Source organism: Thiomonas sp. X19, from assembly GCF_900089495.1.
Classification (GTDB): domain Bacteria; phylum Pseudomonadota; class Gammaproteobacteria; order Burkholderiales; family Burkholderiaceae_C; genus Thiomonas_A.
Window position 1 is genome coordinate 4,619,605 of sequence record NZ_LT605203.1, and the last position, 19,854, is coordinate 4,639,458.

Sequence of the window (19,854 nt, forward strand, 5' to 3'; positions counted from 1 at the left end):
TGCGTTGGTGCAAAACACGGACGCGGGTTTCCCCTTCGGGGTCGCAATCAACAAGATGGGTAACCCGATCCTCGCGTCGCTTCGTGTGGTTGTATGACTACGCTGACAGGCAGGCCGTATCCAGCAGAATACCGTGCTTGACAAAGAAGTCGGCGGTGCGTTTGAACCAGAGTTGGTGAAACGCCCGCCGTGAGGGATCGTTGCGCAGTCGATTGCGCAGTGCAGCGGCATTCTGCATCCCGGACAGCGCGATCACTTGGGCATCTGCATACACTCGTGGGTTGTACATCTGCCCGATGAAGTAGACGAACGTCTTCTCGATCGCCTTGCGCACACGATCGACGGTTGCCTGCGAGGCATCCTGTTCAAGCACCTGTGCATAGAGCCGCTGCACGATCTCGCGCCCGAACGAGATGTGCCTTGACTCGTCCAGGTGATGCTGGTGATTGATTTCGCGCACAATGGCGGGCACATTCGGGCTCTTGCTAACTTTGTAGTTGTAGAAATCGACATATTCCTCAAAGATCAGCGTGCTTGCGAACAATAAGAGGTCTCGCTCAACCAGGTTCGCTGCAGATCCAGTCGGCAGTGCGGCGGCAGGGTAGATCTTGCCGACATAGTCCAGGCAGAACTTCGCGAAGAACCACATGTGCCCGTTCTCTTCGGCAACGAAGACATGCAGGTATTCCGAGATGTCCCGATAGCGCGGCTCGTAGAACGCCATCATCAGAAAGGCCAGTGCGCCCTTGATGCCATGGACGTTGAGACTGAAAAAGTTGATGCACTCCCAGTGGCTCAGCGAGATCAGCGCTGATTCGCCGAGCGCCTCATGGATCTGTGTGCCGAACGTGGTCAGCAGGTCCTCGTCGCACCAGGGACGGTCGTGCTCAATCTCGCTCGGCCAGACGAAGCGCGTGAACACGTCGTACTGGTTGCGCCGTGAGAGTTGCAGCAAGCGCTCAAGCAGCTTCTGCTCGGCCACGGGCCCGGTCATGACCGAAGCTCCTGCGCTTTTGAGATCGACTCAGGTGTCACCGGGTCGAATGACGATGGCGGGTCGGACCGCAGGAGATCGTTGAGCCGCCTGCGGACATCCTCGGCGTTGTCATACCGGTCGCGTAGCATCGAGATCCAACGCTCCAGCCCGAAAGCCACGCAACTCGTGTGGATCGGCTCCGCGGCGATAGAGATCCCGAACCTGCGGCCGAAGTAGTTGCGGTGGTGGTTCAGCGAAGCGACGGCGTGCCCGTCGAACACGACCTCCTGTTTGGTTGGCAGCACCTTGGACATTGTCGCGACCGAGCTCGACGTGTCAAAGAACGGATCTGATGCCGTCTCGTAGGCGAACTCGAGTTCCAGCGCGCGCATTACCTGGTCGATGACCGCGCGTCCACGGTCCACATGCTGCTTCGCATCCGCCGCAGTTCCCAGGCAGACGAACTCCTTCATAGTGAAGTTGTAGCCGCGGTAGCGGTCGAGCGGCTTGTCCTCGTGTCTAAAGCACCTGGCGATGCAGCCCACCACCTGCGGTGCGGTAAGGCTCTGCCCCTTGCGCTCCAGATAGACCTTGTAGCAGGTCGCTGGCAGCAGTGCCATGCTGGTACGCGACGGCCCATAGCGCACGTCGACGCGCCGATCGCCCGCGGCGAAAGCCGGCAGATGCTCCACGTCCAGCGCACACAGCAGACAGGTGAGATGCGGAAAGTTGCGCGCATAGCCAAGCGCATCGAACTCCTCGACACTCAGCAGGCTGTCGTACTCGACGAAGTTCTCGGGTGGCAGGCAGAACAGGTGATCAAGTGCTGCCTCGAGATCTCTGCGGACAAGATACCAGTTTGCGGTTGTCTTCATGGATGAAACGCTCCTTCTGTTCGCCGAGCAGCCCGCCGGACTGCCCTCAGTCGATGACCGCCATCACCAGCCAGCTACGCGCCACGCCGGGCACCTCGCGCGGTTGGGTTTCGTAGGGCCAGCGCCGACCGCCGGTATCCGCGGTGCCCGGCTCGCGCAGATCGAGCACCGACCATCCCTGTTGCTTCAACCATGCCTCCGGCGCATCGGTGCCGAAGCGCCAGCCGACACCGTCCTTGCGAAGTGCGGCGAGGAAAATCTGGCTGAAGGGACTGTTCAGCAGGCTCCTGCTCGCCATGTCGACGACGAGACGACTCCCCATCGCGCTCATCGCACGACAGGTGGAAAGAACTTCGCCTGCCTGCTCGTCCGTCAGAAAGAACAGGAGCCCCTCCGCCAGCCACAGTGCAGGCTTTGACGGATCGAACCCGGCACCGATCAGCGGACCGCGCCAATCTCTGGCCAAGTCCGCGGCGACGTTGAGGCGCAGCGCACGGGAAGGGCCTCCAATTTGGTGCAGCCGCGCTGTCTTTTCCGCCAATAGCTCGCCATGGTCTACCTCGTAGACTTTCGTCCCTTGCGGCCAGTCCAGCCGGTAGGCCCGGGTGTCCATGCCGGCAGCCACCATCACGATCTGCCGGATCGCAGGTTCCTCCCGCAGCGCGGCAGCACAGGCATCGTCGAAGAACCGTGTCCGGATGACGACGAATTCGCGCACGCCCCCGCCCTTGTAGCGTTGCAGCAATTCGAACCCGTCCGGCTGCGCCAACTCGCGGGCGAGATCGTCACGAAACAGCGCGTCGCTGCCCTTCTCGTTCTCCAAGGCCCGGATCGCCGCGGTCCATTGCGCGGTCAGCGATACAGTTTGCATGTGTGCGTCTCCTTGTCCCTATGCTGCGCCTGGGCCGCGTCGCGGCGCACGAAGCGGCTGTGCAGCACCAACGTCATCAACGGCCTGGCCTCGCCTTCCCGGGTCAGCCTGCCGGCGTTTTTGACGGTGATCAGGTCCTTGCGGAACGGGCTCTGAACCAGATCGAGGATCTCGACCTCGCCGACCAGAACGTCGTCCGGACGCACCGGAGCATGCCAGCGCAACTCGTCGACTCCGGGCGAGCCCTCGACCCGCGCGCCCTCCAGCATCGCGCGCACGTACAGGCTCATCCAGATGGCCGCAGTGTGCCATCCGCTTGCGACGATCCCCTTGAAGAACGACTGGCTCCCCGCCTCCTGCGACAGGTGGTATGGCTGCGGGTCGTACAGGCTTGCGAAGGCCACGATCTCCTGCGTCGTCACGCGGTGGCTGCCGAGCGAGAACTTGTCGCCATGCCGGTAGTCGTCCGCGGCTTTCATTTCGGCTCCACGAGTTCGGTGTCCGCGCCGCTGAAGTAAGCCGCGCGGATGGCGTCGATGGTGCGGAACTCGTCGATGTTCACGTTGTCCAGCTCAATCGTGCGCCCGCTGAGCTCCGCGATCAGCAGCACAAACTCGACGAACCGCAGCGAGTCGATCAGTCCGTTTTCGATGAGGTCGTCGCAGTCTGAGAAGTCGGTTCCGCCTAAGTTTTTCTCGGCGATGAAGCGCCGAACCCGGTCCATTCTGTTGCTCATACCATTACTCACTTTCCTCATTCAGGCCTTCGCCCAATCTGTGCCCTGGAACACCCTTCGAGGCCAATCCGAGCAAGGGAAGCAGTGCAGCCACTAATAACAGTGCCGCCCCAAACGATAGAGAGTCGTTCAACGTGCCCATGTCGGCAATCGCCCCTGCAGCTACCGGCCCAATGGCCTGCCCGAGTGCAAATACCACAGTGAAAAACGTAATGCCCTTGGCCCAGAGATCCGATGGCATGCGCTGACGCACCAGCACGGCGACCGATGATGGCACGATGAACATGCCAAGGCCGAACGCTGCAGCCGAGCAGAGAAGGCTGGCTCCCCCCCCATCCAGGATCGGAATCGACGCGCCGATCAGCGTGGCAAAGCAGCTGGCCGACTGAGTAAGCGCCGGTGGCCAATTGTTCAGTGCCACCCGCCATACGAAAGGCGAAACAGCGACGCCGCTTCCGAGGATGAGCCAGAAACTCAGGCCGAACAGCAGCGACCAACCTTGATTGCGCATCCAAGCCAGGATGAAAGTCATATAGACGATATAGCCTGCGGCGAACAAGAGGTAGCCCAGCAACGGTGTCCGCAGGCCACTCAGTGAAAGCGCTCGGCGCGATGCCGACGGGGCGACGTCGACCGGTCTGCGGGCTTCGAGCAAGGGCCAGACCGACAGCACAGCCGCCAGTAGTCCCAGCAGCAGCCAGGCCTGCGGCCACGCAGCCACTCCCCAGAATGCCAGCAAGGGATCTACCGCGAGGCCAGACAGCGCGATGCCAATACCTGCGCCCGCGAAGTACAGTCCCATGGCCGTGCCGCTGAGATCCGGAAAGTGGCGATAGCGAACTGCCACGAGTGCGCCACCGCAGGAGAACGCCCAAGCCGCACCGATGCCTGAGAGCAGTCTGGCTGCCGTCAGCCAGACTAGGTCTGCTGACAGTGCCGTTGCTGGCAGAGACAAGACTGTGAGGTACAGGCCTACGGAGAACAACCATGTGGGTGATCGGTATCGCAGAAGCAGATAACCGCTTGCTGCGCCAGCGAGGTATCCCAGTGCGTTGGCCGTGTTTAACCAACCGGCCTGAGCGTAGTTCCATGCCATGGCCTGATGCATGGCTGGCAGGATCAACGCGTACGCGAAGCGCGCCAGACCGTTGCCAACGGCCACCGATAGCCCAAGACCGAAAGCGGGCCAGAGCGAGGCCGTGGCGAAAGTTGAGGACTTGGTGTTCATGTTGTTTTCCTGGGCCGAGGCGTTTTTCTACGTCCTCATATCGGACAACTGATGTGAGGAGCTTATGTGTTTGCACGATGTGCGACGATTGTCTAAAATGACTCCTGCAGTTCCATTTCAGACATTCAAACAATCAGGGCGATGGCAACCCAGTTCTTTATCGCAGCAATGGATGGCGCTTTAGGTGCCAGCGTGGCTGCGACACTCGATGCCCTGAGCGTGGCCAGCGGTGGAGCGGCTTCGCTTGGTCAGGCTTCGCCGAGTTGGCGAGTAGTCGGGATGTCGAATGAAGTCCGGTTGTCCAACGGGATGAGACTTGCAGCCCAGCCGATCGACGCCGCGCGCGTCCCAGCCTCCTCCGTGATCGTGTTTCCAGGCATTGGGCTGGATCATCCAGATCTCGGTTCGGAAGGCGATATCCACGGTCGCTACGACGAGCGGAAAATCCTGCACCGCATGAGCATGCCTGATGCCGAAGCCTTTGCGCGTCTGGCGCAACGGCACCATGCGCGGGGGGGCAAAGTGGCCGCCTCCTGCTCAGGTGTGCTGCTCCCCGCTATGGCCGGCCTGCTGCAGGGCGGGGCGGCGACGACCCATTGGCGCCTGAGTGGCTTCTTCCACAAACACTTCCCACAGATTCGGCTGGATACGAAGCGCATGGTGGTTGAGTCGCATGGCATCGTGAGTGCGGGCGCTGCGATGGCACAAATGGACTTGATGCTTTACCTGATCCGCAAACAGATCGGTCGCGAACTGGCAGACCTGGTCATGAGCTATTTGCTGATTGACACCCGCACCACGCAGGCCCGGTATCAGGTTTGGGAGCACTTGGACGTGCCAGACGACGAGACGGCGCGCAGCTTCGAGGCGCTTATCGAGGCCAGCCTGCCGGACATCTTGTCGGTGCGGCAGGCGGCTCGGCAACTTCACATGACCGAGAAGACCTTGGCGCGGCGCCTGTTCAAGGCATCCGGTGTGACGCCCATGACGCTGATCCATTCGGTGCGCATGCGCCACGCTCGGCGCCTATTGGAACTTGACGAACTCACGCTCGACGAGGTCGCACAGCGAGTGGGCTATGCCAACGCGACCTCCTTGCGCAAGTTGACGATGCGCATGGCGCAGGTTGCGCCTGCCGCATTCAGGTCGAGCGCGACGGGCACACGCTCGCGAGGTTGAATAGTTCGCTCACAAGAGGCTCGGCTGTGTGGTTCTGTCGCGTGTTTTTTAGAGGTGATGAACCCAAGAGGAAACAAGGCAAAAAAGGAACGGACCGATGCCAAGTGTGCCCAGTAGGTGACGAAGTTCGGGCGAAGGCGTAGCGCTTGGCATAGCTGTATTCGACAGTGGTGATGTCGTCAGCGATGTTCGTCGCTTGACAACAGAGATTACAAACCCAGCTCGCTCAGCTCCGGGTGATTGTCTGGTCGCCGTCCCAGCGGCCAGAAGAACTTGCGGTCGGCCTCCGCGATCGGCAGGTCGTTGATGCTGGCAAAGCGTCGCATCATGAACCCCTGCTCATTGAATTCCCAGTTCTCGTTGCCGTAGGAGCGGAACCAGTGGCCCGAGTCGTCGTGCCATTCGTAGGCGAAGCGTACCGCGATTCGGTTGCCGGTGAAGGCCCACAGTTCCTTGATCAGCCGGTATTCCAGTTCGCGCGTCCACTTGCGTTCGAGGAAACGCTGCACTTCGGCACGGCCGACCGGAAATTCGGCGCGGTTGCGCCAGCGGGTATCTTCCGTGTACACCAGTACCACGCGCGCGGGATCGCGCGTGTTCCAGGCGTCCTCGGCCATGCGCACTTTCTGCAGGGCGGAATCTTCGGTAAAGGGGGGCAGGGGCGGCTTGGTATCCACGAGTTCTCCTTGGGTTGATGTAGACAGACTTGTCTACTCGAGTCCACTCTAGCTGATGTAGACAGACCTGTCTACAATGCCGTCATGCCGTCAGACATCCATGCCTCAGAAGCACTACCCGCGCGCGACCGCATCCTGCGGACTGCGCACGACCTCTTCTACCGCGACGGTGTGCGCGCCACCGGCGTCGACCGCATCATCGCCGAATCCGGCGTAGCCAAGCTCACGTTCTATCGGCATTTCCCCAGTAAGAACGACCTGATCAAAGCCTATCTGGAGCTTCGGCACCGGCTCTGGATGGATTGGTTGAACGGAGAACTGGAGCGCCTCCGCAGGCGCGACTGGAGCGTGGCGACGTTGCTCGTCGCCGTATTCCAGGAATGGTTCGAAAGCGAAGGTTATCGGGGCTGCGCCTTCCTGAATGCTGTTGTTGAACTGGAAGGTGTGTTGCCAGAAGTTGCAGACATCGCCAAGAGCCACAAAGACGAAATGGCTGAGACGATCTCACGCCTTCTCCCCGAATCGGAGGATCGCCGGGGACTTGCTGTGGCCATTGCTGTGGCGCTGGACGGCTCCATCCTGCGCGCCCAGATGGAGAGAGATGCAGTTTCCGCGCTCGAGGCGCTCGATAGGATTCTGAGGGCCTTGGTCAAGCAGCAGCTGTAGTCGGCCGACTACAGCTGTTCGCGTAGTAGCGAGACTGCAGACAATCGCGGTTGGTTGTCTTTGTCAATGACGAGACCTTGGTGGTGACTGGTGCGACTCTTGGCAATCCGCCCTTGGCGAGGCTGCGTGAAGAACAACCCATAGCCCTTTCATGCCGATGGCTGCCATAGCCATGAGAGCGGTATCGCCACCAACGCCGCCAGCCGGACCGTCTGCACCGGGCCGTTGGGGTTGCGTCGGTGCAAAGCACGGACGCGGGTTCCCTGACAGACGCATCACCCGCTGATGCACTTGTCCCCATCCCGCAGAGTCAGGGCAGGGCGCCAATGTCTGGCGCCGTCACCCTGGAGAACGGTATGGCCGAAGCCAACCCCTACCTCAACGCCCGGCGCGAATGGGATGAGCGCTATGGCGACGCGCTCGCCCGCGCAAAGACCTGGCGGCTCGCCGCCTTCGCCAGCCTAGCCGTTGCGGCGATTGCGGTCGCCGGCATCGCCTACGTCGGCGGACAAAGCAAAATCCAGCCCTTCGTCGTCGCCCTCGACAAGATGGGCAACCCGGTGGCGATGGCGCAACCCGCGGGCGGCAACGCCGTCAGCCAGCGCATCATCGAGGCGCAGGTCGCCAACTGGGTGTGGACGGCGCGCAGCGTCATCCCCGATCCCCTTGCGCAGAAAGCGCTCATCGCCAAGGTCTACGCCATGGCAGGAAGCAACGCCGGGTCTTACCTCAACACCTACTACGCGGCCCACCCGCCCTTTGGCGACTTCACAGTCAACGTCACCATCACCAGCGTCCTGCCCGTCAGCAAGGACACCTGGCAGGTCGGCTGGGATGAGCAGCGCTACGAGGGGGGGCAGCCCAAACCGGTTGAGCACTGGCGGGCCAACATCACCACCGGCCTCGACACCAAGCTGGCCGACAACCCCCAGGTCATGCTCGACAACCCGCTGGGTCTGTTCGTCAAGAACGTGACCTGGACGCAGATCGTCGGCGGCGCCAAGTGACCGCTCTGATGGAACACCAGAAAACCGCCGCCAGGTGGACGGGGCGTTACATCGTCTCAGCCTTCCTGGAGACGATTGGACAAGCCCTGGTTCTGTGTGTGCCATTCGTCCTGATCGCCATGCCCTTTGTGTTCGATTCAGCGGGCTACCGCTTCAACCCCTTCTTTTATGCCTTCTGGCTTGCGGCTGTCGGCCTGCCGACCTGGGCGCTCGGCGTCGTGGTGCGCCCGCGCATCCTGCGGCCAGATTTTGTCAATTCCATCATGCTCTATCAGGAGGATCAAACATGAATCCCACCAAATCCCTGCTCGCCCTGGCCATCCTGGCCGCAGCGGCCAGCGCCCACGCCGCGCCACCGGCAGCCTCAGCCTCCCAACCCAAGCCCGACATCAAGCCCACGACATCGATCCCACTGCAAACCAGCCATCAGATCTACGACCTCAAGGCGCCGATCCCGCTGTCCTGGCGGGCGACCACGGCCGCAGCCCAGACCTGGCTGAATACCGGCAGCGCCCCCAGCATGGTCGGCACCAACGGCATGGTGATGTATGCCTATGGCCAGAGCCAGCCCACCATCACCTGCGCCCCGTTGCACATCTGCGTCATCAACCTGCTGCCCGGCGAGCACATCACCAACCTGTCCATCGGCGACAGCGTGCGCTGGCTGGTGCAGACCGCCGATGCCGGAAAGACGCCGGTCGTCGTAGTCAAACCGACCGCCGCGGGCCTGACGACCAATCTGGCCGTCACCACCGATGCGGGCCGGGTGTACTACCTGACGCTGGTCAGCGACCAGCACAACTATGTGCCGCAAATCGGCTTCTACGATCCGCAGCAGTTGGTCATCAACATGGAGCAGCAGGCCGCCCAACAGCGCGCCGCCGAAGCGGCGCAGACCGCCGCCAAGCAGCAGGCCGTCATCGCCCCGCTGGGCCACATCGACCCCTCGACCCTGGACTTCTACTACACCTGCAAACTCGACGACGGGCACTCCGACCTGGAGAACGACGACCTGCTGCCGCTGCGCGTGTTCTCCGGCGGCGGCCACACCTATCTGCAGATGCCGGGCAAGATGCGCTACACCGATGCGCCCGCCGTGTTCAACGTCACCAGCGACACCACCGAACTGCTCAACAGTCGCCTGGTGCACGACTACTTCGTCATCGACGGCCTGCCGCAGAAGTTCAAGCTGGTCGTCGGCGTGGGTAAAGGCTCGCGCAGCGTCACCTGCCATCACCAGCAGATGAACGCCGGCTGGTGGGCCCGCTGATGGAGACGACGATGAACGACTCCAAACAGGGCGACACCCCAGAACCCGACAGCAGCCTGCTCGCGCAGGACGTGGACGGCGCCACCGCCGGGAAGAAGAAAAAAGAGAAAGGCCTGAGCATCAAGGGCACGCCGCGTGAGGGCGGCGCCCGCCTGAGCAAGAACTTCAAGAAAGTCGCCTTTGTCGCAGGAGGCGTCGTCGCTGGCGGCATGATCCTGGGCATCATGACGGCCGGGAACAAGCAGGCAGCTCCCTCCGACGGCGGCGATTCGGGGGAACAGGTCGGCCTGACCAGCCCGGACATCGCGGCCATGCAGCGCGCGGCCCAGGCGAATGCGACACCCGCGCCCGGCGCATCGAACCCGGCGCAAGCCAAGGCCTCAGCCAGCTCGCCAGCTTCTCCCCTGCAAACCCCAGGAACAACCCTGGCCGCGACCCCCAACCCGCAGCAACTCACCCCCGCCCAGAAGTATCACCAATGGCTGGAAGAGCAGCACTACAAGAACCTGGAGGGCGCCGTGCTGGCGGCTCAGAGCGCGCACCTCGCCAAGGTCGAGCTGGCAGCGCCCAGCGCATCAAGATTGGCCGGAAGCGATACCGCCGAACAACTGCGCCGCCTCGCCCTCGGCGCAGCGCCCAAGCCGGGCGAGCAGGAACAAGCCCTGCAGAAGGCGCTCACCGCACTCCAGGGCGCGACAGGGCAGGGCGGTGCAGGCCAGCCATCGCCCCAGCAGCAGAACAAGAGCTTTCTCGATGCCGCACAGACCCCGGGGGACAACGGTTATCTGCCGGCAGCCGTGCAGCCTCCCCTGGCCCGGCATGAGCTATTCGCCGGCAGCGTGATCCCCGCCGTGATGCTGACCGGCATCGACAGCGATCTGCCCGGCACCATCAGCGCCCAGGTGCGGCAGACCGTGTACGACAGCTTGAATCCCAGTGTGGTGCTCATCCCTCAGGGCACCCGCCTGATCGGGCAGTACAGCAGCCAGATCGCCTACGGCCAAAGCCGCGTGCTGGTGGCCTGGAGCAGGCTGATCTTCCCGACCGGCGCCACCATCGACCTGCGCGGCATGGAGGGCACCGACGGCAAGGGCCAGGCCGGATTCCACGACCAGGTGGACAACCACTACTTCCGCGTCTTCGGCAGCGCCATCCTGATGAGTCTGCTCGGCGTCGGTGCGCAGCTCAGCCAGCCGCAGAACTCAGGAGCGCTCAACACCCCGTCCACCAGCCAGCAGGCGGCAGCAGCCATGGCGCAGCAACTCAATAACGTCGGCACCAACCTGCTCAACCGCAACCTGAACATCCAGCCCACACTCGTCATCCGCCCGGGCTATGCGTTCAACGTGCTGGTGAATCGGACGATGATTCTGCCGGCGTATTCGAGCCAGTGAAGATCAGTCCCTGTGCGCAACAAGGATGACGAAGCTGTTTGGTTGGGTCGCATCGGCGCTTGTTGGACGAAAGGTCAAAGCGTGCCGATCGTTTTTTTTGGTGCCACGGTCTTGGCCCGCGCGTCTGTCCGCGTTGCTGCGTTCAGCGGGCTCCAGTACCCGCAATCCCTGGCGTGTCGGTTTGCCGCTATTTGCTCGATGCGGCGATCGGGCGCAAAATGGCCTGAGCATCAGCGGTCCTCAATAGCTTCTTGTAAGCCGCAGGCGTCATGGCGTTGATGAGCAGCCGCCCCAGCACATCCGCCTTGACGTATTCCACCGCGAGTAAAGCCATCACTGGGTTGGTCGTGAGGGTGGCCTGATCCGGCGTGCGATCGCCGAATTCGGCGACGACGGCCTCGCTGTCGTCCGCCACCACGACGGCCAGACGCCGCCCCGCGAGTCTCAGCCGGGCACTCGCACCACATTCCGACAAGTCGTAAGTCGTGGGACCAGACAGGATTCGGGTGCCGTAGATGGCCACATGAGTCTCTATCCCACGGGCTGCCGCCGCTTCCAGCAATGGCCCCAGCGTCTCGAGTTCCTCGTCCCAGACCCCGGCAAAGATGATGGAGGACGCCTTGTCGATCGTTCGCGCAAACGCCTGGACGATGGGCTCTCGCCCACTGAGCGACCAGACCAGTCCCGGCTCGCGCTGCGCGGGCAGTCGGTCGAATGCTGCTGCCGCGGCTTGCACATCGGCCGCCATTCGCGAACGCAGCTCGCCCAGCAGATCGGTATGCGGGACCGCCGCATACCGAACCGGCTCGGAGCGATTCACGAGCACAGCGCCCCGCGCCTCAAGGCGGTTGAGCGTCTCGTAGACCTTCGATAGCGGCATGCCCGCCCGACGTCCGACTTCCGCACCGGTAAGGGGCGGCTGCCCCGCCAGGGCCGTGTACGCCTGGGCCTCGTATTGGGTGAACCCTAGGCGAATCAATGCGCTGATGGGTTCCGAATCCACATCCATTCCATTCCCCTTCTTCTGCTACGGCCAACATGACGTCAATCGCTTGACTAACTACCAGAGTAGTATAAGAATGCTTTTGAGTACTACTACGGTAGTAGTCACTTAACATCAAATGAAAGGATGGCATCAGATGCGAAAGACTGTCAGTACTGGCTCCCCTTGGGAGCCCAAAGTCGGGTATTCGCGGGCCGTAGTGGTGAACGACACCATCTACCTATCTGGCACAGCTGGACAAGGACCAGACGTCTATGCGCAGACCCGAGACGCGTTGGCTATCGTCGAGAAAGTGCTGCGTGACAATGGCTTCGCCATGTCCGACGTCGTGCAGAGTCGACTGGTGGTAGCAGACTTCGAGCACTGGGAGGATGCCGCCCGTGCCCATGGCGAGGTCTATCACCAGATCCGTCCAGCCTTCTCCCTGGTGCATGCCCTGCCGTTCGTCGATTCGTCGATCTTGGTCGAAGTTGAGGCCATTGCGGTCAGGACATCCGAATGACCGAGACGCTTGGCCAGCGCGACTAGCGCGGCCGACTGGCCTAAGCCAGCGGAGGGAAGTCGGCAGCGTCCACGCCGGTACAGACGCTGCCCCTCTCGATTCCCGAGATTCCGGCTGTGATCGAACCAGCCTTGATCTGGATGCCGCTTGATGCCAGTTCATTCCGACAGTTATGGACACATGGAACACGAGACAAAGAACTCCGAACGCCTGACGATCTTCATCGCTGCTGCAGCAGGCATGGCCATATCCAACAACTATGCGCTGCAACCCGTGCTGCCGATCGTGGCCAGAGATCTGAGCGTCTCGCAAGAGACAACCGGCCTGATCGTGGGTAGCCTGCAGATTGGCTATATGGCAGGAATTCTGCTGCTCGTGCCACTGGGCGACAAACTGAAGCCGGCCACCTTGGTCGCTTGGCAGTTCCTGCTCCTTGGGCTGGCGCTGTTTCTTGGCGCAGCCGCCCCGTCCCTCGATGCCCTGTTGGCGGCGGCTTGCCTCGTGGGCGCGATGGCGACCAACGCCGTGCACCTGTCGGGCGTGGCGTTTCGCGTGTCGCCTCCGCAGACGCGGGGCCGTGCGGTTGGCACCGTGGCGATGGGCATTTCAGCCGGCATCCTGCTCAGCCGTTTCGTGGGGGGACTGATCGCCCAAATGTCGGATTGGCGCGTCATGCTGGCAAGCTTCGGCGTCGTCGCAGTCGTGTTCGGCGGGCTGTGTTGGCGGCTGCTGCCACGGCATGCCAGCCAGCAGAGCCAGGAGCCCTACCTGCGTTTGCTGATCAGCCTGACGGATCTGCCGCGCCAGCACCCGTTGCTTCGCGAGGGCATTGCCGTGGGTGCTTGCTGGTTCTTCATCTTCAGCGCGCTCTGGGTCTGTCTTGCCCTGGGGCTGGCCGAACCGCCGTTGCGCTTAACGCCGGCGCAGGTGGGTCTGTTCGGATTTGCAGGACTGCTCGGCCTGTTCGCGACTCGGCCCGCGGGCCAGTTCGCAGACCGTTGGGGCCACCGCCCCGTCATCCTTGGCGGATTCCTGCTTGTGGTGATCGGGTGCCTATTCCTCTACGTCTCCTCCGCTTCGATCATCGGGACGGCGATCGGCGTGGCATTGTTCGACATGGGCTGTTTTGCGGCCCAAGTGGCGAACCAGACGCGGCTGCTTGCGATCGACGCTGCGGCGCGCAGTCGCATCTACAGCGTCTATATGTTCACCTACTATGCGGCTGGCGCTATTGGCTCGGTCGTTGGGCCGATGATCTTCTTGCGCTACGGCTGGAGCGCAATGTGCGAGTTGAGTATCGTGCTGGCCTGTTTCGGCTTCGGCCTTACGCTGATGAATCATCGGCGCGCTCGGCGCGAAGACAATCGGATGCCATCATTGGATGATGAAGCTGTTTAGTCTGACCACCGACAAGTGGCAGAGTGCCCTAATCATTCGTTCGGCAGTTCCGCGGCGAGACGCCGTAGCGCTCCTTGAACAGCCTGCTGAAATGTGCGGGATCCTTGAAGCCGCATTGATAGGCGATGGAGGCGATGGCCTGCTCCCGGTAGGCCTCGCATTGCAGCATCGCTTGCGCGGCCTCGAGACGCTTGGCCAGCACGATCCGCGAGAAGCGCAGTCCTCGCTGGGCGAACAGCCGGTGCAGATAGCGTTCTGACACGCCGATCGCTTGCGCGCAGGCCACGGCGGACAGAACGTCCGCGTCGTACAAATGCTGCTCAACGTAGTCGAGCGCCTGTTGCCAGCGCAGTTCATTTCCGGCTCGGATGGCGGGCGCTGGCGCTGAATCACCGTGATAGGCGGCTGCCAACAGCCACGGCAGCGCAAAGGACATGTAGAAATCGGCGGTACCGCACGAGCCATCCATGGCCATGCCAGAGAGAGCCCGGCGGACTGTCTCAGCAGGCAGAGCGGCGCCGCGCGCGATCCGCGGCGCAAGGGGGCGGTACCTCGCGTGGTCCGCACGATGGAGGCGTATGGCCGTTGCCGGCAGGCGTAGGGCGTAGAAGCTGCCGGGCGTCTTGAACACGACACGCGATGGCTCGGCAAGGTTGCGGAACGAGATGTCCCCGGCGCCGAAGGACAGGCGCGTGCCGTTCTGTTCAATGAAGCCGTCGCCTTCGACAACGACGTGAGCGACGATGGATGCGCGTACCTCGGCCGATAGCGTGCCGAGATCTGGAACCGCGTGAGTGATCGACTGCGGGCGAACCGATAGCTGCGCCAACCACAGCCTGTTGAACTTCGCATGCTGCTCCAGGCGGCCGCCGGGGCCGCCGTCATCGAGGATGACCTGGCCTGGCACGAAGCGATCTGCCAGCAGCCGCTCCCATGCGTGCGCCGACGTCCCCTGCGTCTGGTTTTCCACGTGTTCATCTCCTTCCAAAAATTCGGTTCATGTAGCGGCAAGCTCGCCGACTGGTGCTTCTTAGACTGTTTGTCACCCGTTTTCATCCCAAAGGAGAGGGAAACCATGTCCGCCATCATGACCGATTCCCATGCTTCCGTGGTTTCTGCGCCTCCCGTTCAGCCTGATGCCGGATTGGATGACTTGCTGAAATTGCGTACCGCGCTGGTCCTGGAGCATCCCCTCAATCAGGCGGTCGGGGGTGACCCCGGAAGGCTTTTCCTGATGTTCGAGCTGTACGCCGACTTCGTGTACGACTTTACCGAGTACGTCTGCCGCTTGTTCATGGCGTTGCGGGATGAGGAGATGAAATCCGTGATCTATGAGAATCTGGTCGATGAGCTTGGTCTTGGTTCGGCGAAGCCAAGCACTTGGAAGGTACAGCATGGGGAACTCTACCGCCAGTTCATCCACAGCCTACGCTTGATCGAACCCTACCGGGCGACGGGCATCGGACAGCGCATTACCACTATCGAGAACGCGTCGAAAGCCATCTCCAGACGCTTCTACGACGCACACGCGGCGATCATCACCGACGGCGATGACCTGCAAAGCTTTGCCGCGTTCTCAACCATCGAGTGCTGGGTCTGCGACTTGTATGCCTTCTGGAAGCGCGCTCTCGTGGGCATGGGCTGCAGCGAAGAGAGCCTGGACATGCGGACCATCGATCTGCATTGCATCTGTGACGTCGAACACAGCGCTGCGCTGGATGGCCTTCTGCGGAGAAAGCTGTCGCAGGGCGCTGACGCGCTGCACCGGATGAGGAAGGGGGTCGTGCGCGGCATGGCGGCTTCCGAGCGGCTGTTCTCCGATATCCACCGGGAACTGGCATGATGGTGTCGGCCCGTGGCGAGAGCACCGGGTGGCGATGGCCACCCATGCTGCTGCTGGCGCCGTTCCAGTTCATCTTCGGGCTGATCTATTCCTGGGGCGCCATCGCGCCCGCCATCCATGCCCAAAGCGGCTGGCCTCGGGCGACTCTCGACCTGGCGTTCTCGCTGACGCCTCTCGCGTTGCTTCCGGCTGTTGTCCTGGCCGGCCATGGGCTGCGGCGGATGTCGCCCAGGGCGATGCTGGCGGTGGCGCTCGGCTGCTTCACGATCGGTGGCGCGGTCGGTTTGGTGTTCGGGGATTCGCTGCCGTTCATGCTGGGCTACAGCATCGTGGCCCTGGGGATTGGCGCCGGGTTGTCCACGGCGGCCTGCATCGCCGTCGTCGCGCGCCTGTACCCACAACGCCGGGGTGTGCTGGGCGGCGCACTGCTGGCGCTGTATGGCATGTCGTCGGTGGTAAGCGCGCCCTTGTTCGAGTCGCTCAATGGTCACTTTGGCTGGCGCGCGGCGCTGGCTTTGCTGCTCGGCCTGTATGCCGCACTGGGCTGGCTGGCCTGGGCCGGCCTCCCGGTTCTGCCTGCGCAGGACGTGCACTTGGCCCCGCGTATCGGAATGCGGACCATGCTGGGCCATCGGTCGATGCGCTGGGCACTGGGTCTGGTGTTGATCGCCGCCCCTCTGGGGTCGGCGTCATTCGCGACGGTTGGACATCTCACCCGCCAACTTGGCTTCGGCTCGAGCTTCGCCCTCGTTGCGGTCGCTGCCATGGCGATCGGAAACGGCCTGGGGCGGTTGGGCTTCGGCGCCTTGGCCGACGTCCGGGGCGGACGCTTCAGCCGCAAGGTGGTGCTGGCCGTCAACGCCCTGGCTGCGGCGATCCTGCTGGCCGTGCTGCATGGCCTGGACGCGAGGGCGTTCGCCCTGTATCCCTTGCTCATGGGCCTGGCCTTCGGCGGCATGGCAGGCAAGCTGCCGGCGCTGGCCGCACATGTCGTCAAGGATGGCCATGCCGAGACGGCGTTCGGCTTGCTGTTCGGTGCCTTCGCATTGGCCAGTTTCCTGGGGCCGCTGGCCAGCGCTGCATTCGGTACGCGCGAGGCACTGGAAGGTTTCGCCGTCTGTGCGATCGCAGGCTGGTTGTCGGCGCTCGTCGCTCCTTGAACTGGAGGTGAACGCAGTATCCAGGCCGGTAGCGCGAAGGCCAAGGCGTGCCGCATGGGGATTTACGACCAAGTGGCTGAAGCAGGCCTACGGAAATCCAGTACAAAATTTAGCCATGTGCACGGTCATCGAAACGCCGGGCCACCCCAAGTTTCCCTGACCCTCACGGGGGACGGGTCGGCGAGCCGACCCTGGGGGCACTCAGAAGCAGGCCGATCGCATCTGGGCCGAAGGAGGCGGCTGCAGTTCATCACATAGATCGTCGAGCATGCTGACGCGGTCGACGTGATTCCTGGGGCGGATGGATCCCGCAAGGTGCGCTGGCAGCGGCAAGTCCGGCGGGCGCGCCTGATCTACTTGAATCTGACCGACGAGGAGGCCGTGCTATTGGTGGCGGTCTACGCCAAAGTGGAGCAGGACAACATGCTTCCCAAGGACATCCGAAAGGTGGTGTGACATGGACGTGAACAAGATCGCCAAGGCCATCGAGGCCGACGCGGGAGAGCCGCTGCCCGATCTGCTTCAGGCGCTGGACGATGCGCGGACGCGGGCGGGGCGCGTGATGACTCCCGAGCAGCTTCTCGTGCGCAAGGCCCGAGAGGCGTCGGGATTGACGCAGGCAGCGTTCGCGGAACGCATCTCGACACCAGTCGCCACCTTGCGTGACTGGGAGCAGGGGCGTTTCGCTCCGTCCGGCGGCGTGCTGTGCTTGCTGCGCCTCATCGCCCGTCACCCGGACTTGACGCAAGAACTTGCCGCCTGAAGAGGCAAAGAAGGCAAAGGGGGCGCTTGAGGAATGCCTCTGAGTGCGCATCACATGGTTCTAAATTGGGTATCGACCAGGGACTACATCGCAGCCGCGAAGGTGGCGGCGACGCGATCCAGATTTGCCTCGATCATTCGCATTCGGAGTAATGCATGGCGAGAAATGTGCTGCGACACGAGCTGGGGGCTGGAGAATCAGATGCCGACGACGACTGAAGGAGATCGGAGATTTTGGCGACAAACAGAAAAGAGCCCTTGACCAAGCACGCCTGGCAGTTCGCACCGAAGTTTCGCCGTGGCGCGTTCGGCTGGCGGTCGGATCTGCCGATCCAGCGGATCAAGGAAGCGGTCTCCGAGATCAAGGCGATGTCCCGCAAGGAGCCTGTCCTTGCCGCGGAAGGTGCTGTCATCCTGCTGGAAAAACTCTCTCCCGCATTGGAGCAGGTGGACAGTTCTTCGGGGGCGATCGGCTCGGCAGTGAATCGGGCCATCGACACCCTGGTGCCAATCATCGCTGAGGCAACTGTGGATGTCGGTGTGCGGCAGCGTTGGCTGCAGCGTCTATGGGCCGCCGTCGAGAATGACGGCATGTCCTACATCGAAGCACTGGGTGAACTCTGGGGTGATCTGTGCGCAACGCCCGAGATCGCGGTGGCCTGGGCGGAGGAGTTCCTGCCGGGTTTGGAGTCAGCCTGGGGGTCACCTCAAGGTGAGCATCGGTACTACGGCGGCACAGCCGCCTGTCTTGCTTGCCTATACGCAGCAGGGCGCAACGAGCAGCTTCTGGCGCTCCTCGAGAAAGCCCCGTTCAAGTGGTGGCGCGACCGGCGTTGGGGTGTGAAGGCATTGGTGGCCATGGGTCGGCGGGCCGAGGCCTTGCGCTATGCCGAGGAATCGCGCGGACTCAATGACCCGCCCTGGCAGATCGCCCAAGCGTGTGAGGCGATCTTGCTGGAATCGGGTCTCGCGGAAGAGGCGTACAAGCGCTTTGCGATCGAGGCGAATCAAGGCGCCACCTATCTCGCGACGTTCCGGGCGATCGCCAGGAAGTACCCGGGAATTCCGAAGGCGGCAATCCTGCGCGATCTCGTGGCCAGCACGCCGGGCAGCGAGGGCAAGTGGTTCGCCGCGGCCAAGGATACGGGGCTATTCGCCATGGCGACCGAGTTGGCCAGGCACCGGTCGGCTGACCCGCGCACCCTGACGCGTGCTGCCCGTGACCATGCGGAAATGCAGCCGGGGTTCGCGCTCGCCGCCGGTCTGGCTGCATTGCACTGGATGGCGCTCGGGTATGGCTACGACATCACCGGAGCCGATGTGCTCGATGCCTACACGGCGGCGCTGCGGGCTGCACCGGCAGCGGGCGTTGCGGTCGACCATGTGCAAGCGCAGGTCCGTGACCTGATCGCGGCGGCCCACCCAGGGAGCAAGCTGTTGGCGACAATGCTCGGGCAGCGCGTGGGTAGATAGTCTGGCAACTGAATGTCCAAATTACCCGCTGGGGGTCGAACGGAACGAGCTGCTGAGCCGCACCGCTCTGTGTGCCTCAGCGTCCAGGGGGATTTGCGAGTGTTGATTGACAAAAATGCAACTACAATAGCGGCATGACAACCAACTTGCGCTTTGAGTGGGATGAGGCCAAGAACCGCGCCAATCAGCGCAAGCATGGGGTGAGCTTTGAAGAGGCTGTTCACGTCTTCCACGACCCATTGCAGGTCTCCATCCAGGATCGCATTGAAGGCGGCGAGCAACGCTGGCAGACCTTCGGTCTGGTCAGTGGTGTGGTTCTGCTGATGGTGGCGCATACCGTGCGCGAGGACGATGAAAACGGCCACGCCATCGAGGTCATCCGTATCATCTCGGCGCGTCGCGCCGACCGCATGGAAAGACAACGCTATGAAGAGCAAAATCGTTAGACACACTATGGACTCGCTGCCGCCCCTGACGGCGACACAGCAGGCCCACCTGAAGGCGCTGGCTGCGCAGCCTGACAGTACCATCGATACGAGCGACAGCCCTGTGTTGAGCGCAGCGCAATGGGATACCTCCGTGCGTGGGCGGTTCTATCGACCGATCAAGCAGCAGATCACGGCCCGCATCGATGCCGATGTGCTGGACTGGCTCAAGGGCCAGGGCAAGGGCTACCAATCGCGCATCAATGCCATCTTGCGCAAAGAAATGCTGGCACAAAAGGCTTGAGCGAGCTGCGATTTCAGCGCTGGTCATGTCGGTGCGGCACCACTGAATATGGTACCAATCATGGTATCAATACACTAAGTGGATGATTTTATGAACAAAACGAAT

Annotated in this window: 25 protein-coding genes; 15 read left to right on the forward strand and 10 right to left on the reverse strand. The window is 62.5% G+C overall.

The genetic code is table 11. From position 1 onward, the window contains the following. Nucleotides 1-97 precede the first annotated feature (97 nt). From THIX_RS22695 to THIX_RS24490, 7 genes are all read right to left on the reverse strand, one after another. Complete coding sequence (locus THIX_RS22695; protein ID WP_112488006.1) at nt 98-994, reverse strand: diiron oxygenase; 897 nt, start codon at nt 992-994, stop codon at nt 98-100. After that, nucleotides 991-1,851 carry an aminoacyl--tRNA ligase-related protein gene (locus THIX_RS22700; protein WP_112488007.1) on the reverse strand — a complete coding sequence of 287 codons (861 nt, stop codon included), beginning with the start codon at nt 1,849-1,851 and terminating at the stop codon, nt 991-993. Before THIX_RS22700 ends, THIX_RS22695 begins: the two co-directional genes overlap by 4 nt. Nucleotides 1,852-1,897: 46 nt before the next feature. Beyond that, nucleotides 1,898-2,722, reverse strand: coding sequence for an SAM-dependent methyltransferase (locus THIX_RS22705; protein WP_112488008.1), 825 nt, complete (start codon nt 2,720-2,722; stop codon nt 1,898-1,900). Next, nucleotides 2,704-3,201, reverse strand: a complete 498-nt coding sequence (locus tag THIX_RS22710; protein WP_112488009.1) for a MaoC/PaaZ C-terminal domain-containing protein — start codon at nt 3,199-3,201, stop codon at nt 2,704-2,706. Before THIX_RS22710 ends, THIX_RS22705 begins: the two co-directional genes overlap by 19 nt. Beyond that, nucleotides 3,198-3,446 carry an acyl carrier protein gene (locus THIX_RS22715; RefSeq protein ID WP_112488010.1) on the reverse strand — a complete coding sequence of 83 codons (249 nt, stop codon included), beginning with the start codon at nt 3,444-3,446 and terminating at the stop codon, nt 3,198-3,200. Before THIX_RS22715 ends, THIX_RS22710 begins: the two co-directional genes overlap by 4 nt. A 16-nt stretch (nt 3,447-3,462) precedes the next feature. Further along, on the reverse strand, nt 3,463-4,686 hold the full coding sequence (locus THIX_RS22720; RefSeq protein ID WP_112488011.1) for a YbfB/YjiJ family MFS transporter: 1,224 nt from the start codon (nt 4,684-4,686) through the stop codon (nt 3,463-3,465). A gap of 180 nt (nt 4,687-4,866) precedes the next feature. Next, a complete protein-coding gene (locus THIX_RS24490) occupies nt 4,867-5,193 on the reverse strand; it encodes a hypothetical protein (protein WP_233224688.1) in 327 nt (108 codons plus the stop codon). 36 nt (nt 5,194-5,229) lie between these two features. Between THIX_RS24490 and THIX_RS24495 the strand changes: the two genes are divergently transcribed. Continuing rightward, nucleotides 5,230-5,865 (forward strand): helix-turn-helix domain-containing protein, encoded by a 636-nt coding sequence (locus THIX_RS24495; protein WP_233224689.1) that lies wholly within the window; start codon nt 5,230-5,232, stop codon nt 5,863-5,865. 209 nt (nt 5,866-6,074) lie between these two features. On the opposite strand, the gene THIX_RS22730 is transcribed toward THIX_RS24495, so the two are convergent. Then, a complete protein-coding gene (locus THIX_RS22730) occupies nt 6,075-6,542 on the reverse strand; it encodes a nuclear transport factor 2 family protein (RefSeq protein ID WP_112488013.1) in 468 nt (155 codons plus the stop codon). 84 nt (nt 6,543-6,626) lie between these two features. Here THIX_RS22730 and THIX_RS22735 point away from each other — a divergent pair, with 84 nt between their 5' ends. The 5 genes from THIX_RS22735 to THIX_RS22755 all read left to right on the forward strand — a co-directional run bounded on the left by THIX_RS22735 (nt 6,627) and on the right by THIX_RS22755 (nt 10,879). Beyond that, on the forward strand, nt 6,627-7,208 hold the full coding sequence (locus tag THIX_RS22735; protein WP_112488014.1) for a TetR/AcrR family transcriptional regulator: 582 nt from the start codon (nt 6,627-6,629) through the stop codon (nt 7,206-7,208). A 356-nt stretch (nt 7,209-7,564) separates the two neighbouring features. Beyond that, nucleotides 7,565-8,215, forward strand: a complete 651-nt coding sequence (locus THIX_RS22740) for a VirB8/TrbF family protein (protein WP_112488566.1) — start codon at nt 7,565-7,567, stop codon at nt 8,213-8,215. Beyond that, nucleotides 8,212-8,505, forward strand: coding sequence for a hypothetical protein (locus THIX_RS24500; RefSeq protein ID WP_146748665.1), 294 nt, complete (start codon nt 8,212-8,214; stop codon nt 8,503-8,505). The genes THIX_RS22740 and THIX_RS24500 overlap by 4 nt, the downstream gene beginning before the upstream one ends. Continuing rightward, entirely contained in the window at nt 8,502-9,485 is a 984-nt protein-coding gene (locus THIX_RS22750) for a TrbG/VirB9 family P-type conjugative transfer protein (RefSeq protein WP_112488016.1), read from the forward strand. The genes THIX_RS24500 and THIX_RS22750 overlap by 4 nt, the downstream gene beginning before the upstream one ends. An 11-nt stretch (nt 9,486-9,496) precedes the next feature. Continuing rightward, complete coding sequence (locus THIX_RS22755; protein ID WP_013123544.1) at nt 9,497-10,879, forward strand: TrbI/VirB10 family protein; 1,383 nt, start codon at nt 9,497-9,499, stop codon at nt 10,877-10,879. Between the two features lie 187 nt (nt 10,880-11,066). Here the strand turns inward: THIX_RS22755 and THIX_RS22760 are convergent, their stop codons facing one another. Beyond that, entirely contained in the window at nt 11,067-11,888 is an 822-nt protein-coding gene (locus tag THIX_RS22760; protein WP_013123543.1) for a TrmB family transcriptional regulator, read from the reverse strand. A gap of 130 nt (nt 11,889-12,018) precedes the next feature. On the opposite strand from THIX_RS22760, the gene THIX_RS22765 reads away from it, so the two are divergent. Together THIX_RS22765 and THIX_RS22770 are read left to right on the forward strand one after the other, a co-directional pair. Continuing rightward, entirely contained in the window at nt 12,019-12,384 is a 366-nt protein-coding gene (locus THIX_RS22765; RefSeq protein WP_013123542.1) for a RidA family protein, read from the forward strand. 180 nt (nt 12,385-12,564) lie between these two features. Next, nucleotides 12,565-13,782 (forward strand): MFS transporter, encoded by a 1,218-nt coding sequence (locus tag THIX_RS22770; protein ID WP_049774674.1) that lies wholly within the window; start codon nt 12,565-12,567, stop codon nt 13,780-13,782. Nucleotides 13,783-13,810: 28 nt separating this feature from the next. On the opposite strand, the gene THIX_RS22775 is transcribed toward THIX_RS22770, so the two are convergent. After that, on the reverse strand, nt 13,811-14,752 hold the full coding sequence (locus THIX_RS22775) for an AraC family transcriptional regulator (RefSeq protein WP_094159852.1): 942 nt from the start codon (nt 14,750-14,752) through the stop codon (nt 13,811-13,813). Between the two features lie 105 nt (nt 14,753-14,857). Here THIX_RS22775 and THIX_RS22780 point away from each other — a divergent pair, with 105 nt between their 5' ends. From THIX_RS22780 to THIX_RS22810, 7 genes are all read left to right on the forward strand, one after another. Then, nucleotides 14,858-15,625: an iron-containing redox enzyme family protein gene (locus tag THIX_RS22780; RefSeq protein WP_141202341.1), complete on the forward strand. Its 768-nt coding sequence runs from the start codon at nt 14,858-14,860 to the stop codon at nt 15,623-15,625. Continuing rightward, on the forward strand, nt 15,622-16,785 hold the full coding sequence (locus THIX_RS22785) for an MFS transporter (protein ID WP_233224691.1): 1,164 nt from the start codon (nt 15,622-15,624) through the stop codon (nt 16,783-16,785). Before THIX_RS22780 ends, THIX_RS22785 begins: the two co-directional genes overlap by 4 nt. A gap of 315 nt (nt 16,786-17,100) precedes the next feature. After that, the gene (locus THIX_RS24505; protein WP_233224692.1) at nt 17,101-17,241 is read left to right on the forward strand and encodes a hypothetical protein; all 141 of its coding nucleotides are present in this window, start codon (nt 17,101-17,103) and stop codon (nt 17,239-17,241) included. A 1-nt stretch (nt 17,242) separates the two neighbouring features. After that, nucleotides 17,243-17,548 (forward strand): DNA-binding transcriptional regulator, encoded by a 306-nt coding sequence (locus THIX_RS22795; protein ID WP_094159854.1) that lies wholly within the window; start codon nt 17,243-17,245, stop codon nt 17,546-17,548. Between the two features lie 257 nt (nt 17,549-17,805). Next, a complete protein-coding gene (locus THIX_RS22800) occupies nt 17,806-19,020 on the forward strand; it encodes a hypothetical protein (protein WP_094159855.1) in 1,215 nt (404 codons plus the stop codon). 134 nt (nt 19,021-19,154) lie between these two features. Next, nucleotides 19,155-19,466, forward strand: coding sequence for a BrnT family toxin (locus THIX_RS22805; RefSeq protein WP_094159856.1), 312 nt, complete (start codon nt 19,155-19,157; stop codon nt 19,464-19,466). After that, nucleotides 19,447-19,749 (forward strand): BrnA antitoxin family protein, encoded by a 303-nt coding sequence (locus tag THIX_RS22810; RefSeq protein ID WP_094159857.1) that lies wholly within the window; start codon nt 19,447-19,449, stop codon nt 19,747-19,749. The genes THIX_RS22805 and THIX_RS22810 overlap by 20 nt, the downstream gene beginning before the upstream one ends. Nucleotides 19,750-19,854: the final 105 nt, after the last annotated feature.